The 15,325-nt window shown below is 37.4% G+C and carries 21 protein-coding genes; all 21 read left to right on the top strand.

Going from position 1 to position 15,325, the window contains the following annotated elements:
• Window positions 1-77: 77 nt before the first annotated feature.
• On the top strand, window positions 78-764 hold the full coding sequence (locus ACA086_RS05980) for a hypothetical protein (RefSeq protein ID WP_371002431.1): 687 nt from the start codon (window positions 78-80) through the stop codon (window positions 762-764).
• A 49-nt stretch (window positions 765-813) separates the two neighbouring features.
• On the top strand, window positions 814-1,578 hold the full coding sequence (locus ACA086_RS05975) for a DUF6090 family protein (RefSeq protein WP_371002430.1): 765 nt from the start codon (window positions 814-816) through the stop codon (window positions 1,576-1,578).
• Between the two features lie 9 nt (window positions 1,579-1,587).
• Window positions 1,588-2,622 carry a serine hydrolase domain-containing protein gene (locus ACA086_RS05970; RefSeq protein WP_371002429.1) on the top strand — a complete coding sequence of 345 codons (1,035 nt, stop codon included), beginning with the start codon at window positions 1,588-1,590 and terminating at the stop codon, window positions 2,620-2,622.
• Between the two features lie 75 nt (window positions 2,623-2,697).
• Window positions 2,698-3,204, top strand: coding sequence for a VOC family protein (locus tag ACA086_RS05965; RefSeq protein WP_371002428.1), 507 nt, complete (start codon window positions 2,698-2,700; stop codon window positions 3,202-3,204).
• 117 nt (window positions 3,205-3,321) lie between these two features.
• The gene (locus ACA086_RS05960) at window positions 3,322-4,032 is read left to right on the top strand and encodes a DUF6090 family protein (protein WP_371002427.1); all 711 of its coding nucleotides are present in this window, start codon (window positions 3,322-3,324) and stop codon (window positions 4,030-4,032) included.
• A 163-nt stretch (window positions 4,033-4,195) separates the two neighbouring features.
• Window positions 4,196-4,753, top strand: a complete 558-nt coding sequence (locus ACA086_RS05955) for a DUF1572 domain-containing protein (RefSeq protein WP_371002426.1) — start codon at window positions 4,196-4,198, stop codon at window positions 4,751-4,753.
• Window positions 4,750-5,379 (top strand): DUF998 domain-containing protein, encoded by a 630-nt coding sequence (locus tag ACA086_RS05950; RefSeq protein ID WP_371002425.1) that lies wholly within the window; start codon window positions 4,750-4,752, stop codon window positions 5,377-5,379. Before ACA086_RS05955 ends, ACA086_RS05950 begins: the two co-directional genes overlap by 4 nt.
• A gap of 175 nt (window positions 5,380-5,554) precedes the next feature.
• Window positions 5,555-6,796, top strand: coding sequence for an alginate lyase family protein (locus ACA086_RS05945; protein ID WP_371002424.1), 1,242 nt, complete (start codon window positions 5,555-5,557; stop codon window positions 6,794-6,796).
• A 23-nt stretch (window positions 6,797-6,819) separates the two neighbouring features.
• The gene (locus ACA086_RS05940) at window positions 6,820-7,188 is read left to right on the top strand and encodes a DUF2200 domain-containing protein (protein ID WP_371002423.1); all 369 of its coding nucleotides are present in this window, start codon (window positions 6,820-6,822) and stop codon (window positions 7,186-7,188) included.
• Window positions 7,189-7,199: 11 nt separating this feature from the next.
• Window positions 7,200-7,628 carry a VOC family protein gene (locus ACA086_RS05935; RefSeq protein ID WP_371002422.1) on the top strand — a complete coding sequence of 143 codons (429 nt, stop codon included), beginning with the start codon at window positions 7,200-7,202 and terminating at the stop codon, window positions 7,626-7,628.
• A gap of 111 nt (window positions 7,629-7,739) precedes the next feature.
• Window positions 7,740-8,660 (top strand): hypothetical protein, encoded by a 921-nt coding sequence (locus ACA086_RS05930; protein ID WP_371002421.1) that lies wholly within the window; start codon window positions 7,740-7,742, stop codon window positions 8,658-8,660.
• 241 nt (window positions 8,661-8,901) lie between these two features.
• Window positions 8,902-9,438, top strand: coding sequence for a GNAT family N-acetyltransferase (locus ACA086_RS05925; RefSeq protein ID WP_371002420.1), 537 nt, complete (start codon window positions 8,902-8,904; stop codon window positions 9,436-9,438).
• An 83-nt stretch (window positions 9,439-9,521) separates the two neighbouring features.
• A complete protein-coding gene (locus ACA086_RS05920) occupies window positions 9,522-10,604 on the top strand; it encodes a two-component regulator propeller domain-containing protein (protein ID WP_371002419.1) in 1,083 nt (360 codons plus the stop codon).
• Window positions 10,604-10,780, top strand: coding sequence for a family 16 glycoside hydrolase (locus ACA086_RS05915; protein WP_371002418.1), 177 nt, complete (start codon window positions 10,604-10,606; stop codon window positions 10,778-10,780). Before ACA086_RS05920 ends, ACA086_RS05915 begins: the two co-directional genes overlap by 1 nt.
• A 66-nt stretch (window positions 10,781-10,846) precedes the next feature.
• Window positions 10,847-11,071, top strand: coding sequence for a hypothetical protein (locus ACA086_RS05910; RefSeq protein ID WP_371002417.1), 225 nt, complete (start codon window positions 10,847-10,849; stop codon window positions 11,069-11,071).
• A gap of 221 nt (window positions 11,072-11,292) precedes the next feature.
• Window positions 11,293-12,060 (top strand): mechanosensitive ion channel family protein, encoded by a 768-nt coding sequence (locus ACA086_RS05905; protein ID WP_371002416.1) that lies wholly within the window; start codon window positions 11,293-11,295, stop codon window positions 12,058-12,060.
• A 319-nt stretch (window positions 12,061-12,379) separates the two neighbouring features.
• Window positions 12,380-12,886 (top strand): RidA family protein, encoded by a 507-nt coding sequence (locus tag ACA086_RS05900; RefSeq protein WP_371002415.1) that lies wholly within the window; start codon window positions 12,380-12,382, stop codon window positions 12,884-12,886.
• Between the two features lie 63 nt (window positions 12,887-12,949).
• Window positions 12,950-13,510, top strand: a complete 561-nt coding sequence (locus tag ACA086_RS05895) for a GNAT family N-acetyltransferase (RefSeq protein WP_369749179.1) — start codon at window positions 12,950-12,952, stop codon at window positions 13,508-13,510.
• On the top strand, window positions 13,455-14,192 hold the full coding sequence (locus ACA086_RS05890; protein ID WP_369749180.1) for a glutamine amidotransferase: 738 nt from the start codon (window positions 13,455-13,457) through the stop codon (window positions 14,190-14,192). The genes ACA086_RS05895 and ACA086_RS05890 overlap by 56 nt, the downstream gene beginning before the upstream one ends.
• A 169-nt stretch (window positions 14,193-14,361) precedes the next feature.
• Window positions 14,362-14,904, top strand: coding sequence for an SRPBCC family protein (locus ACA086_RS05885; protein WP_371002414.1), 543 nt, complete (start codon window positions 14,362-14,364; stop codon window positions 14,902-14,904).
• A gap of 73 nt (window positions 14,905-14,977) precedes the next feature.
• The gene (locus ACA086_RS05880; RefSeq protein WP_371002413.1) at window positions 14,978-15,319 is read left to right on the top strand and encodes a VOC family protein; all 342 of its coding nucleotides are present in this window, start codon (window positions 14,978-14,980) and stop codon (window positions 15,317-15,319) included.
• Window positions 15,320-15,325: the final 6 nt, after the last annotated feature.

The following is a 15,325-nucleotide window of genomic DNA, read 5'->3' as shown; positions in this document are numbered from 1 at the left end:
GAATTTGGAATTTGTATTTTGGAATTCCCCCCCGTGCGGCCTTATAGCCCGCACCGGTGGTGGTCATATTTTAAAATATGAAGAAAATTCTTGAGACATTAAAAACCAAATGGGCTGGATATCTTCTGGAAATTATTGTCATTATTATTGGTATCATCGGCGCTTTTATGTTAAACAGTTGGCATGAAGGAAGAAAAGAAAGAAATTTTGAGCATAAAGTATTAACAGAACTTCAAAGTTCTCTTCAAAGCAATATTGACTATCTGGATTTGGCTATTGAAAGAAGTGATGAAGCCTGGAAATCCTCCCAACTGATTTTGACCTATTTTGATGATGATCTTCCCTATAGGGATTCATTAGACCTTCACTTTTCCCGATCACTTTTCTGGTTTCACCCATCTATCAATAGTAATGCTTATGAAAGTCTGAAATCTTACGGATTGCATTTGATTACCAATGATTCGATTCGAAAAAATCTTACTGATATTTATGAATGGAAATTTATTGAAAGGCTGTCTTTAAGGCAAGAGCAATATTTTTATAGTTCAGTTAGCCCACTTCTGAAATATTGGTTTGAATCCTATGAGTTTATCGGCGAAATGAAACCGCAAGATTTTAACACCCTTAAAAACTCAGCTGAATATAAACATATTTTGAGAACGATGATTTACAATAGGAAAATGCAAATTCAATATTTTGAAAGTATCAGGCAAGACCGAATCAATTTGGCTGAAATGATAAATAAAGAGCTGCGTAAATATTGAATTAAAACTCATTTTATCAAAATCGTTACAAGCAAATTAGACCCACACTATGAAGTTCTTTAGACGAGTAAGAGAGAAGCTTATTTTAGACAATAGAAATATCCGATATATAAAATATGCTATAGGGGAAATCATACTGGTAGTCATAGGAATTTTGATTGCACTTCAAATAAATAACTGGAATCAGTCCATCGAAGACAAAAAATCTCTGGATGAATATCTGATAAAGATCAAATACCTTACTCTGGAAGATATAGACCAGTTAGATAAATTATCGAAAGGAAGAAAACAAATCGCAGACCTTTGTAAAAAAGCACGAAACAGCATCTTAAATAAAACCGAAAATGAAAATCTGTTTTTGTTCAAGATAAGTGGTGCTGCTTTTGTCGATTTCTATTTCAAACCCAATTCAGGTGGTTATGAATCCTTGAAAAATTCGGAGTATTACGGGAAAATAAATAATACCACACTTGATTCTCTTTTGACCAAATATCACGGTTTAGTAGATATTATCGCAGAAAATGAGAGAAGTTATAATCAATACACCGTTCACCAGGAGAATTATCTCGATACTCAAGTCGACAGGTCACTTATCTTGGCTTCTGCATTTATGTCATTAGACTCCCTGGCCGTAAAGGCAACACCTCATGCTGAATATGACCAGGCATTTATTGAGTATACAGCCAAACCAGCATATAGAAATGTTATTAGTTTAGCAGCATGGCAATTTGATACAATGATTGAACAATATTATCAATTAACAGATCTGGGCCATTTAATTATCAAAGAAATAGATGCGACCACCGCAGACTAAAAGAGAAAAATGATTAAAAACAAAAAAGCCAAATGGACCGTCAGGGCATTATTACTCGTCGGAACAGTAGTATCGTTGTATTTCGTACCATGGCTTCTGGTAAAAGCCTGGATTTTACCACTTCCCGACACTGTTCAGGAACAGGTTGATGAGGCCATAGGGCATGGATTTGAAGGCATGATTGTTTATGTGGACGAAGCAGGTAAACCCCCGGCATTTTACGCTGGGGGTTGGAAAAATAGAGAAAAAAAAATACCAGCCGATCCAAATTCGCTGTTCAAGATTGCTAGCATTAGCAAGCTTTACGATGCTGTGGCTGTAACTAAATTGGTGAGTAAGGGCCGACTTTCTCTTGATAAAACAATTGCCGATTATTTACCGGAACTAGTAGGCAGAATCGAAAACGCTGACAAAATCACCCTGAGGTTGATGATACAGCATAGAAGCGGCATTCCCAATTTTACGGATGCTCCTAACTTTTGGGAAGCTCCAACAGAGACCTATGAAGAAGGCCTTGCATTGATTCTGGACAAACCGGCCAACTTTGAACCTGGAGAAGACTATGAATATTGCAATACTAATTACTTGCTAATTAATAAGATAATGGATGATGAATTAGGTTATGGCAATTTTCAATTCATTCAGGAAGAAATTCTGACACCCCTAAACCTTAACAATACCTTTTCTTCACTAAGTAAAGTTAATATAGAGGATGTAATGAGTGGTTATCATGTGGGATACCCCCATGATTTAAAGACAAACGATTATGGAATGCACGCCACAGCAGAAGACGTAGGCACTTTCCTGAGGGCATTAAACGATGGATCACTATTTGAACCGGGAGAGCAGGAGATCTATTCCTCCGTTTATGAGTATGAACATTCCGGCTGGGTTCCGGGATACCAGAGTTTTGCAAAGTATCATGAAGATCTTGATGCTGTTACTATTGAATTCTACAGTACAACCGACCCTAAACTATACAATTGGAATTTATCAGAAATAATTAATAATAGAATTGTTAAGATAATTGGAAAGAAAAACTAGCTACAACATTGGCTATAGGTAATGCGGAAGAAACTGCTCTTTTACCAAACGTCGTGCTCAATTAAGTCAATCTCTATGAAATCGAAAATAGTTTTAACAATTGTTGCTCCAATATTATTTTTTGCTGGATTCTTTTCGGGACAACAAAATGATATAATTAATAAAGAAGAAGGTAAAATAATTGGGCTAAATCATGTTGGGATAAGAGTACCTGACTTTGATATAGCGGCAGATTTTTATGAAAACACATTAGGTTTTCCTATGATTTACAGATTTGACGATGAAAATGGTCAACTCATATTTGCATATTTTCAGATCAATAAGTCGACCTTTATAGAACTTATGCCCGCAGATGAAGGACATCCCGAAGGGATAGATCACTTTGGTCTGGAAACCCATAATAATGAAGCAGTCGTAAGTGATTTCCTAGAATTGGGAATTGAATGCACAAAATCAAATGTAAGTCCATTTACACATGTAAATATTGCACATGCCAAAGATGTAAATGGGGTTTATTTTGAAATTATTGAAGCAATTGAAGGGTCTGATTTAAGACGGGTTATGGTTAATTGGAAAGAATAAAATATACTAGATTACAACAACGGCTATAACCCACCGCCTGTCGGGGCTTGGGTAAAATTTCCTACATTAGAGCTTATTAATTTTTTCTGGAAAGGTCTGTAAATATCGTGCAGAAATATGATTAAGTTTTTTAGAAAAATCCGCCAACATTTACTGACTGAAAATAAATTCAGTAAGTATCTGATGTATGCTATTGGAGAAATAATTCTTGTGGTTATTGGTATTTTAATAGCTTTAAGCATAAATAATTGGAATGAATGGAAGAAAGAACGTGTAAAGGAACGTGAAATTCTGATTGGACTTGTTGCTAATCTTGAAATCAATATTAAAACCATTGAGTCGGATATTGAAAACTTTCATTTATTAGATAAATCGAGTGAAACTGTTCTATCTACTATTAATAATAAACAACCCTATACAGATACATTAGCTCATCATTTTCATATTGCAAGAATACCAAAGCAGGAATTGTTTTTAGCACAAACCGGTTATGAGGAATACAAGGACGTAGGATTACATATTTTGACCAACAAAAACTTAAAGAACGAAGTCCTAAACCTTTTTGAAACAGTCTTTCCAAAATTTTTATCTAATTATAGGATGGTTAATGAATTTAATTCCGATTTCGACAACCATGTTGTTCAAAATTTCATTTATAAGGATCACAATTTAAAACCAATCAACTACCAGAATCTTTTGACCGACCACTACTATATATCCTGGATACGCGCTTATAAAGAGGGCCGAAAAACACTTATTCAAATGGAGGAAGATCTTTTACAGGAAACCAAAAGAGTACTTCAAATATTAAGGGATGAATTGAAATAAAATCGGAAGACTAACAAGGTAGATAATTCATGCTGGTGCATAATCTGCCAATTAAATTCCTTATTTTAATGAAACCTTGATTTACATCGGAATAATCCTTCGGACCGTTCCACACAATTCATACAGAAGGCCATTGTAGCCTATTTGTAAAACCAAACCTCGAATGAAAACCGAATACCTGAACAGTGTCAAAAAACAGTTTGAATATTACAAATTGCTTGGAGAAAAAACTATTAACCAACTTCAAGAAAATGACCTTTTTTGGCAATTTAATGAAGAATCAAACTCTATTGCAGTAATTGTAAATCACCTTTGGGGAAATATGAAATCTCGCTGGACTGATTTTTTGACTTCTGACGGAGAAAAAGAATGGCGGAATAGGGATTTGGAATTCGAATCAGTAATAAAAAATAAAAAGGAGCTACTTGAAAAATGGGATCGCGGTTGGGAATGTTTGTTTGATGCATTGAATTCTGTAAATGACGAAAACTTTGACAAAAAAGTTTATATCCGAAACCAGGAACACTCAATTATCGAAGCGATAAACAGACAATTAGCTCATTATTCCTATCACGTTGGACAAATAGTTTATGTAGGTAGAATGATTAAAAGCAGTGAATGGAAAAGTTTGAGTATTCCAAAAGGAAAGTCAGATGAATTTAATAAAGAGAAATTTTCAAAAGGCAAACACAAAGGACATTTCTCTGATGATTTAAAATGAATAATAAAACCATCTTTTTTATCGGAATACTGGGAGCTAGCCTCTTTGTCATTTCTTCAATCCTTGGGGGAATTTTAATCGATGATTATAGCATAATAAGTCAGTACCTAAGTGAGTCCTATGCTATTGACACTCAGTATGGAGAGATATTAAGGTTTTTTGGAATTATCCCGAGCGGAATTTTGTTTACGTTATTTGCCTTTACAGCTTATAAGAGATTACCTCAATCCAAACTAAATAAATGGGGGTTTATAGGTCTGGGACTATTTTACGGCATTGCAACAGTGATTGTTGGAATCTTCCCGTGCGATAATGGGTGCAATAAAGAATTTGTCAATCCAAGTTTATCTCAAGTTATTCATAATCTGATAGGGTCTGTAACCTACCTTTTTGTTCCTTTATGTATTATACTGATTGCTGTTTCATTAAAAAACCTTCCCTTATATAAACGACTATCAAATCTTGGATTCACATATGGGATTATCAGTTATCTATTTGTGTTTCTATTAATATCAAACCCAAATTCTGAATTCATTGGCTTGTATCAGCGCATTATAGAGGTCGTTTTTATTTTATGGATAATTAATTGTGCTGTTAAAATCAAAAATAATGAAACCAGCAGCTAACAACTTCTATATTCCAGCACTGCTTTCTTACTAATTTGAAATTTCCTACATTTAATTAAAACAAGGAACTGACTTAAATAGCGCCAAAGGTAGGCAGGCTCGACAAATCATAGCCAGGGCCATTAGCCTTTATTGGAAGTATTTCAACTCAAACTTGTTATTAAGATCTCACATCATGAATACACCGTTTAAGCTATCATTCTCTTACCTTTTTCTATCATTCTCATTGCTGCTGGGTACGGCTTTCGCTTTCGCCCAGGGCAGCGAACACAATGCCACTCCATCCTTGCTTCTTGGGCAGGGCGATCAACTCCTGCGGGTAAAAGCAGAAATTGTGGCAGGCAATCCTGATTTAGTTGCAGCCTTAAAAGAAATCGTCGAAAACGCAGATGCCGCACTTAAGCGGCCTGTCGCTAACGTGGTAGACGAAGGAGCCTTGCCACCGAGCGGTGACCCACACGACTACTACAGCTATAGCCCTTATTGGTGGCCAAATCCTGAAGATCCTGATGGCCCCTACATTTGGCGCGACGGAGAAGTAAATCCTGATCGTAATACTTCAGATATCTCGCGTATTGAAGCTATGGTAGAGAGAGTCACGTCACTGGTACCTGCCTGGTATTTCACGGGCGACGAGCGCTATGCGGAAAGCGCTGTTGAGCAACTTCACGTCTGGTTTCTCGATCCTGCAACCAGGATGAATCCCAATGTGAAGTTCGGTCAGAAACGCCGAGGCCACAATTATAATAGTCCATCAGGAGTCCTGGAGGCATGGCGAATGCGCTGGGTGATCGATAGTGCGATTCTGCTTGAATCCTTTCCGGGATGGACTAAAGAAAACGCCAACGCTTTGCGTACTTGGTTTGGCCAATTCGCAACCTGGATGGTGGAAAGCCCTACAGGTATAGAAGAGGCTATGCAACCGAACAACCATGGTTCCTGGTATAACGCCCAACTCATTCTTAACGCCCTCTATGGTGAAAACTTCGATCTGGCGCGCAAACAACTTGATAACATGCCTGCACGCATATTTTCCCAGGTCTTTATAGATGGACGCCAACCCCAGGAGCTCATCCGCACCAGGTCGCTGAACTACAGCATTTTTAATGCCCGGGCGCTGATTACAGTGGCCCGTCTTGGTCGCCACCTCGATTATGACCTCTTTGCCTACCGCAGTCTGGAAGGCCGGAGTATAAAGCTCGCTGTAGACTATATGACACCATTTATAATGGGCGAGAAAGAATGGCCAATTGCGCAACTTAGGCCTCATAGTAATGAAAGTGCTGCACAACTATATTGGAATGCGGCATTAGGTTTTCAGGATCGTGAATACGCCAATATACTGCGTAAACTGCCGGAATCCCCGCTACCATCGTCCATCGAACAATTACTCGATCCACTGCCGGAAGGCTGGTAAACACTCCAATAAAAAAGATAAAGATGAAAGTTACAGCCGAAAAAAATGAAAAAGTTGCGAATATGATCTTCGCATCTATCTACCCACTTTACTGGAATAGACTGGAGAAGAATGGCAGAACGAAAGAAGAATTCCATCAGGTAATTGAATGGTTCACCGGTTTTGATGAAGATCAATTACATGCTCTAATTGATGAAAAGGTAACTTTTAGAACTTTTTTTCAAAAGGCTAAAATACATCCCAATGCTCACATGATTAAAGGGGTCGTTTGTGGTTATCGAATTGAAGAAATAGAGGACGAATTTGAATTGTATAAGCAATGCAGGCAAATGGAAAAACTGATTGATGAATTGGCAAAGGGCCGTAAAATTGAAAAAATATTAAGAGAGTAAAAAATGAGAATATGAACACTGCAACATTTTTAACTTTCGTAGGGAAACAATGTGGAAAAGCAGAGGAAGCAATAAATTTATACACCTCTGTCTTTCCAAATTCTGGAATTAAAAGCTTAACAAAGTACGCTGAAGGAGAGGCAGGTGGTACACCTGAACTCATCAAATATGGGGTATTTACATTAAACGGAACCGAATACATGGTTTCTGAAAGCAATTACAATCACGCTTGGTCATTTACTCCTGCTGTATCACTTTTTATTATGGACGATTCTGATGAATTGATACAAACAATTTTTGAAAAGCTTTCCTCCAATGGTGGTCAGATAATGGTCCCTCTTGATAACTATAATGGTGAAGGAGATTATGGTTTTGGAAAGAAGTTTGGATGGTGCGAAGACAAATACGGTATATCCTGGCAATTTGTACTTTCTGAATAAATAAGATGAAGAACAGATATCTACTGCCATCAATCTATAGAAAATCATAGCTCCTATTCGGGCACTATGCTACATATACTAAAAGTTAGCTATCATAAAAGCTTGAAAACTATGAGAACCTTCTATCTAATTGCGCTACTTCTTTGTGTTTCCTGTAAACAAGGAGATACTGAATGGATTGATCGAACTAAACACCAGGGGTTATTTAGAATTAACGCTACTGACAAATTCGAAATATATTCCACCCAATCGGAACCGGAGCAGCTAGAAAATACAATTGGCAATATTGAGTCGGCTAAAAAATACTTTGATAAAATATTTGATGAGGATTTAAAATTCGCTGTTCTCTTTATCGACAATAAAAACTGGGATAATTATGCATTTGCACCTCCTCCAGGCATGCCCCAAGCGTATTATGAGGGAAATATGGTGCTAGGGCTAGGAAAATCTATTATGGCACAAAGACATGAAAAAGCCTTAAAAAATGCTTCAATAACAGAACTCGATAGTCTGAAAAAGTATTACGGAAGCGAAATTAATTTGGATTTATTTTTCAGAGATGCCCTATCCATTCATGAACTCGGGCATTTATATCAATCTTATCACACGGGCAGAAATTCACAAAGAAAGTGGCTCGATGAACTTTTCGGAAATCTTTGTCAGGTTGCTGCAACTAAAAATTTTGAAGACCAAGGTACTTATCAAAGAATGGATGCTTATCAAGAATATGTAATTAGGAACAAACCCTGGGGCGAAATAAAATTTACAACACTTGACCAATTTGAAAAAGAGTACTTTGAGATATTCAAACAAGGGCGAAATTATGGTTGGTATCAATCTAAATTTTATACAAAAGCGAAAAGGTTATATGCATTATATGGAGACAGTATTCTAATTCAGTTTCTAGACTTCCAAATTAAAATCAATGCTGATGACATTGATAAAATTGAGGATAAAAAATTATACGATATGATGCTAGAGGAGTTTGGAATAGAAACTATGGAAATATTGGAGTGGAAATACGATAGCTAAAAATGATTATAGGTAATTGACCAAAGTAATTCATACTTGTGGCATGGCAGACAGGTTGCTTATTCTCACCTACATATAAATACGGATAGTTATCCGGAACGCAACTACTCATTGCCGAGAATGTTGTAAGCAAAGAACAAAAAAGGAGAAACATGAGAAAAATCTCTTTTTTCAAATGTAATGATGACTGTACTATTAAGCTGTGGATATTATTTAAAAGCCTTGAAACCAAAGAAGTAAAGTGAAAATTATCATAGAAACAGAAAGGTTAGTACTAAGAGAAATCACCCTTGATGATCAGGAGGAAATGTTTAAGTTGTATTCAGATCCCGAGGTACAAAAGTATACGGGAGAACCCGTGGTAACTTCCATGGAAGAAATGAAAAAAGCCATAGAGTTGCGAATACTGAACTATAAAAAATACGGCTATGGCAGATGGGCGACTGTTTTAAAAAGTGGAAAGCAATTTGTCGGTTGGGCAGGGTTGGCTTATCTCCCCGAATTTGATGAAGTAGACCTCGGGTATAGATTCTTACCCGAATTTTGGGGATCAGGCCTGGCAACAGAGGCATCACGTGCCATCTTAAATTATGGATTTGATGTACTCAAATTAAATAAGATAGTAGCTATTGCAATGAAAGAAAACAAAGCTTCGATCAGAGTGATGGAGAAAGTGGGAATGGAATTCGATAAACTTGCTCCCTATGAACCCGCGAGTGATGATGCTATATGGTACTGGTGTGATAAAAAGCTGATCGCCAAGTATAAATTGTATTAGAATTGGTTTTATTAATATCGTCATACGCATACATTAATTGAACAACTGAGAAAGAATTGAATAAACTACTCCTAAATTTACTTATGATAATAGGTGCTTTGATAGCATTATCCTCTTGCAATGGAATAAACAATGATAAGGTTTCAAAAAAATCTGAACGGCAAATCCTAAAAGGAAAGTCGGTTTCTGACCTTAGCCCGTCTATTTGGACTATTTATCAGGATAAAAAATCAAATTATTGGTTTGGCAGTAAAGATAAGGGGGTGTTTTACTATGACGGGCAAGAATTGATCAATTTCACAAAAGACGACGGATTAATTGGCAATCAGATTCGTCGGATACAAGAAGACACCTTTGGAAATATTTACTTTGAAACAACTGAAGGCATAAGCCAGTTTGATGGAAAATCATTTAATTCATTAAGTATTGACAAAAATCTATCAGGTACAAATCAATGGAAATTACAACCTGACGATCTCTGGTTTTCATCAGGTTATCAGGGAAAAGGTCCTCTTCGTTACGATGGAAATCGATTGTACTCTTATGAATTTCCGAAATCACCTCATGAAGATGATTTTATAGAGAAATATCCAAATACATCTCATAGCCCTTATGGGATTTATGCTATTTATAAAGACCGTAAAGGACATATTTGGTTTGGCACATCCGATATGGGAATTTACCGATTCGATGGAAAAATAATAAGTTATTTATATGAAAAAGAACTAACCGAAACTCCAAATGGTGGAGCTTTTGGGATTAGGTCAATAGCTGAAGATCGCAAAGGCCATATTTGGATTTCCAACTCAGATTATAAATATGAAATCAAGCATGAAATCATTTTGGATAAAGATCTAGGACAAATAACTTATAACCGACTTCCGGGAATAAAAAATAAAGAAAAAGAAACTCAATATTTTTTATCGATGGTCATGGACAATAGTCATAATTTATGGATGATGACGTTTGACAACGGCGTTTGGAAGAATAATGGAAAGGATTTGACTCATTATCCAATCAAAGATGGAACAAATGATGTAAAGCTCTCATCTATGTATAAAGATAATCAAGGAGTTATCTGGCTGGGGACCCAAGGTTCAGGTGTCCTGAAGTTTAACAAAAACTCATTTGAAAAAGTTGAATTTAAAAAAACCAGTGTCAGATAGTGCTTACAGAAAATTGCTGTTCAGGAAGAAATGAAGTTCAAATCGGGGTCAGGGGACAGGATATTAAAATTAAAATCAATGGGGTAACAACGGCTGAATTTACTGAGGAAGGCAATGTTCCTGCTGAGGGTTGTATTTGCTTACAAGCGCATGGCGGAGAGCCTTATGGGCTTTGACATAAAGACTTTGTATTAAAACAAGGAGAAGATTAACTAAATTGCTTAAAATCATAAAATGTAGGTATGGATAAAATCTGGATAATTGGAATAGCAGTATTAGTTTTTGCGGTTTTCGTCTTCCTTTTTTGGAGACTCACTGCAGCGGGTGCAAAAAAAGAATACGGCACTAAGATGTGGAAACACTGGCCAACGAGATTGTCTTACTGGCAGGCGGCTATTTTTTACGGTATTGTTTTTACGACCATAACGATGCTGCTTCTAAAATGGGGAAATGTCCTGAAGTCCTGATTGATCCTATTCCTGAAATAAGATCATATCTCACTAAAATATATCGCTCGTAATGTCATAAGATTTGGCTTTATCTCCCTAAATTAGAGTACCATTTATTTTAATAGGATAGTGTCGCAAGGGGCAATACCGCCGCCTGAAACGTAGTGCCTACTTTGTTTTAACCTTATGGCAAGATGAAAATGCTATTGCATAGGTGAATATATTTACCCGGATAAACCATGGAGGTCTTAAATTTTATCGGAGATTGGACAAATGAGCATCCTGTTGCAACAGGAATTATCAAGTTTGTCGTTTGGGTAATTCTGATTGTTGCCATTATTGGGATCTTAAGAAGGTTCCTGCGTAAAAGCTTGCCAAATACCTCTGTGAGGTACAAATCACAAAAAGGGGTTGAAATAGTAGGATATATCCTCATTATTTTTCTTTCCATATCCTATTTTACCGGCAACATCAAAGACTTTACACTGGCAATTGGCCTTCTTACTGCCGGAATTACAATCACACTTCAGGAGTTGATTCTAAGTATTGCCGGTTCCTTTTATATCTTTTTCGTCAAGGTTTATAAACCCGGGGACAGAATAGAGATCAACGGAATTAAGGGAGATGTCATCGATATCGATAGTATTTATACCACAATGATGGAAATAGGGCAGTGGGTCACGAGCGATAATTACAGTGGAAGGATAGTGAAATTGAGCAATGCCTTTGTTTTTAAAGGTCCGGTTTATAATTATTCAAAAGACTTCCCATTTATATGGGATGAGTTCAACCTGCCAATACGCTATGGTTCTGATGTTGAATTGGCAAAACAAATAATTATTCGTGTCGCCTCTGAACAGTTGTCTGAATATGTCAACAATTCTATTTCCAACTGGAAAACCATTGTTGACAAATACTACATTGAAGATGCGCTGGTTGAGCCCACTTTGGCGCTCACGATGACCGATAACTGGATTCAGTTTAATTTGAGATATATCGTCGACTAAAAGAAAAGAAGGTATACAAAACACTTATTAAACAGTCTTATCGGAAAGGAAATTGAACAAACTGATGGGAAAGTGTTGTTGGCTTCATCTACCATTGAGATCATCCGAATCCCAACGCTGGATATCGATGAAAAAAAGTAGATTATATCCAGTTATTTAAAAAGATCATAACTAATTATAATACAAGGGTGAAGCCAACAAATTCACTTCTTGACGAATAACCTTATTCCCGGGACACCGGGAAATCAAAGCCGTTCTTCTCATTTAATTTTTTCCTACCTTGAAGCTAACATTCTAAGAAGGCTTAAAAACTAACAATATGAAAAAACCAATCTACTCCCTTGCATTGCCTATCCTGCTTTTTGTATTCACGGCTGGTATCCAGAGTTGTAAACAAAAACAAACCAAAGAAACAGAAGAAGTAACAGTTAAAGTAGAACAACCTGAATACTTCCTGCTCCGCCCGGAAGTTGAAAAGGCATATGGTTATTCCCATGCTGTAAAAATTGGCAATGAGATCAGGATTTCCGGGGCCGTAAGCATGGATGATGCCGGTAATCCGACTGCGATCGGCGACATAGAACAGCAGATGAAAAATTGCTATGCCGACCTGAAGAAGATTTTAGATCATTACGGTTGCTCCTATGATGACGTGGTTGCGGAGAATATCTTTACCACGGATATGGCCTCGCTGATAGAAAAATCGGCATACAGGGGTGAAATTTATACAAAGCATTTCCCAACCGGTACATGGGTTGAAGTAACAGGATTGGCTTTGCCCGAGTTTATGATAGAAATTGAATGGGAGGTATATAAGGCTGAATAGGTAGCGGAGGTTTAGTAGACCGACTTTTTTGTTCTGCCCTCAGGTCAGTAAAAAGAAATTACAATGAAGTGTATTCCTTTCTCAGAGTTAAAAACAGAACGACTGCTCTTAAGAAAGCCTGTTGAATCAGACTGGGAGGTGATTTCCTATTTGCGCACTGATAAGGAGGTGAATAAACTTGTTAAACGTCCGAACGCAGATACAAAGGATAAGGCTATTGACTTTATAGAAAAGACTATTGAAGGAATCGATACTGGAAAAATATACTATTGGTGCATTTCTTTGAAAACCCGCCCTGATATGATAGGCAGTATTTGTCTGTGGAACATCAGTGAGGACAGGAAAACAGCAGAAACAGGCTATGATCTGAGTCCGGAGTATCAGAGAAAGGGAATTATGCAGGAGGCTATGCAATGCGTGCTGGATTTCGGCTTTAAGATTTTACACCTCGAAATGATAGAAGCCTATACCCATCACAAAAATGAACCTTCAAAAAACTTACTGGTTCGAAATAATTTCATCCTGAATAAAAGGAGAAAAGACAGGGATAATAAAGACAATGCGATCTATGAAAAAGTTTTTAATTCTTCAATTGCGACCGGAAGACGAGACCACCAAAAGTGAGCTCGAATCCTTCCTGCGGTTTGGTGGATTAGCAGCTCATGAAGTGAAGCAGATCCGTCTGGATAAAGAACCAAATCCGCAAATTGACCTGCACGACTATTCGGCGATACTAGTGGGAGGAAGTCCCTTTGATGTGAGCATCCCTGAAGAAGAAAAGAGCGAATTACAAAAGAAAATCGAACAATTCTTTATGAACTTTTTACACCGGGTAGTGTCTGAGGATTTTCCCTTCCTTGGAGTGTGTGCGGGGAACGGACTTCTAGGGAAATATTCGGGGGTAAGTATTTCAAACACCTATGCAGAACCTCTTGGTAATGTGGAAATCACTATTACGGATACCGGGGCAAAAGATCCCTTGCTCAAAGGCTTGCCCAGAAAATTTTCTGCTTTCGTCGGCCATAAGGAGGCGTGCAACAACACTCCTCCCGGGGCTGAATTGCTGATTACATCAGAAGCCTGCCCGGTTCAGATGTTCAGGTTTAAAGAAAATATATACAGCGCACAGTTCCATCTGGAAGCCGATGCTGATGAGTTTATTTTACGAATAAAGGTCTATAGGCACAATGGTTATTTTCCGCCTTCTCAGGCACAGGAGTTAATAGAGGCCATTAAGGATAAGGAAGCTCCTGTTCCCCATGAAATTCTCAGGCGTTTTGTAAATCGCTATAAGGCGAGGAACTAAAACAGAATTCTACGGAATCCGAAGCTCTTTAGATAATATCCATTCATGAGCTAATTTGTATATTCTTGACCAGATCAGCGAGGTGGCACAATCTAATTTTTATTACCTTAAGGTGTTTAATCGCATCTGTTTCAGTCGAACTACATGTCAAATTAATAAATCCAGCGTTATGAAATATTTAAAGTACATCCTTGGAATTATTGGTGTCCTGGTTATTGTTTTTTTTATGATCGGGATTATTAAACCAGAATTGACTTATGAAGCCGAAATCATGGTTGATAAACCCCTTGCTGAATCCTGGGCTGTGAGTCAGGATGAGGAAAAAATGGGCGACTGGCTCGATGGGTTTCAGAGAATAGAACACATCAGTGGTACACCCGGAACTGTGGGAGCGGTATCCGATGTTTATTTTGTAACGGAAGGACAGGAAATGATAATCCGGGAAACCATAACCGATATCGATCCGGAAAAATCCTGCTCCATGATTTTTTCTAACGATTTTATGGATATGGATTATACCATTTATATGGAGCCTGTAGATAGGAGAACAAAGATCAGTTCTACTACCACAGTCAAGGGAAATGGTATAGTGTCAAAGTCAATGTCGGCATTATTTTCAGGCACATTCAAAACCCAGGAGGAGACCAACCTTGCGAATCTGAAGAAGACCATCGAATCAAATTCAAAGGATTATATGAAAGGTATGGATTAGTAATGAGCTTAGTATAATCAATCATCGTAATGGCACAGAAACAATTTGGGCCACTCAAAATAAAATCTTTTAAATGGAAAACAACATCATCAGTTATATCGAATTCAAAACCAATGATATTGCTGTCACAAAGAACTTCTACAGTAAAGTATTTGGCTGGAAATTTACTGACTACGGAGACACCTATACCTCCTTCTCAGAAAGTGGTGTCTATGGCGGATTTGAAAAAACAGATAAGCCGATTACCCATGGAGTTCTTGTCGTATTATATCACGAAGACCTCAAAGCGGTTATACAGGCTATCACAAAGAATGGGGGAGAGATTGTAAAGGATATTTTCTCTTTTCCAGGCGGAAGGAGATTTCACTTTAAAGATCCCAGTGGAAATGAACTTGCGGTTTGGTCTGATAAATAGGACTTC

It is taken from the genome of Muriicola sp. E247, assembly GCF_041358175.1.
In the GTDB taxonomy this organism is placed as follows: Bacteria; Bacteroidota; Bacteroidia; order Flavobacteriales; family Flavobacteriaceae; genus Muriicola.
This window is presented reverse-complemented; position numbering and strand designations above follow the sequence as displayed.

Bases quoted from the DNA above. Each gene is read 5' to 3' on its own strand.
- ACA086_RS05980 (WP_371002431.1), top strand. From the start codon at position 78: ATGAAGAAAATTCTTGAGACATTAAAAACCAAATGGGCTGGATATCTT.
- ACA086_RS05975 (WP_371002430.1), top strand. From the start codon at position 814: ATGAAGTTCTTTAGACGAGTAAGAGAGAAGCTTATTTTAGACAATAGA.
- ACA086_RS05970 (WP_371002429.1), top strand. From the start codon at position 1,588: ATGATTAAAAACAAAAAAGCCAAATGGACCGTCAGGGCATTATTACTC.
- ACA086_RS05965 (WP_371002428.1), top strand. From the start codon at position 2,698: ATGAAATCGAAAATAGTTTTAACAATTGTTGCTCCAATATTATTTTTT.
- ACA086_RS05960 (WP_371002427.1), top strand. From the start codon at position 3,322: ATGATTAAGTTTTTTAGAAAAATCCGCCAACATTTACTGACTGAAAAT.
- ACA086_RS05955 (WP_371002426.1), top strand. From the start codon at position 4,196: ATGAAAACCGAATACCTGAACAGTGTCAAAAAACAGTTTGAATATTAC.
- ACA086_RS05950 (WP_371002425.1), top strand. From the start codon at position 4,750: ATGAATAATAAAACCATCTTTTTTATCGGAATACTGGGAGCTAGCCTC.
- ACA086_RS05945 (WP_371002424.1), top strand. From the start codon at position 5,555: ATGAATACACCGTTTAAGCTATCATTCTCTTACCTTTTTCTATCATTC.
- ACA086_RS05940 (WP_371002423.1), top strand. From the start codon at position 6,820: ATGAAAGTTACAGCCGAAAAAAATGAAAAAGTTGCGAATATGATCTTC.
- ACA086_RS05935 (WP_371002422.1), top strand. From the start codon at position 7,200: ATGAACACTGCAACATTTTTAACTTTCGTAGGGAAACAATGTGGAAAA.
- ACA086_RS05930 (WP_371002421.1), top strand. From the start codon at position 7,740: ATGAGAACCTTCTATCTAATTGCGCTACTTCTTTGTGTTTCCTGTAAA.
- ACA086_RS05920 (WP_371002419.1), top strand. From the start codon at position 9,522: ATGATAATAGGTGCTTTGATAGCATTATCCTCTTGCAATGGAATAAAC.
- ACA086_RS05910 (WP_371002417.1), top strand. From the start codon at position 10,847: ATGGATAAAATCTGGATAATTGGAATAGCAGTATTAGTTTTTGCGGTT.
- ACA086_RS05905 (WP_371002416.1), top strand. From the start codon at position 11,293: ATGGAGGTCTTAAATTTTATCGGAGATTGGACAAATGAGCATCCTGTT.
- ACA086_RS05900 (WP_371002415.1), top strand. From the start codon at position 12,380: ATGAAAAAACCAATCTACTCCCTTGCATTGCCTATCCTGCTTTTTGTA.
- ACA086_RS05895 (WP_369749179.1), top strand. From the start codon at position 12,950: ATGAAGTGTATTCCTTTCTCAGAGTTAAAAACAGAACGACTGCTCTTA.
- ACA086_RS05890 (WP_369749180.1), top strand. From the start codon at position 13,455: ATGAAAAAGTTTTTAATTCTTCAATTGCGACCGGAAGACGAGACCACC.
- ACA086_RS05885 (WP_371002414.1), top strand. From the start codon at position 14,362: ATGAAATATTTAAAGTACATCCTTGGAATTATTGGTGTCCTGGTTATT.
- ACA086_RS05880 (WP_371002413.1), top strand. From the start codon at position 14,978: ATGGAAAACAACATCATCAGTTATATCGAATTCAAAACCAATGATATT.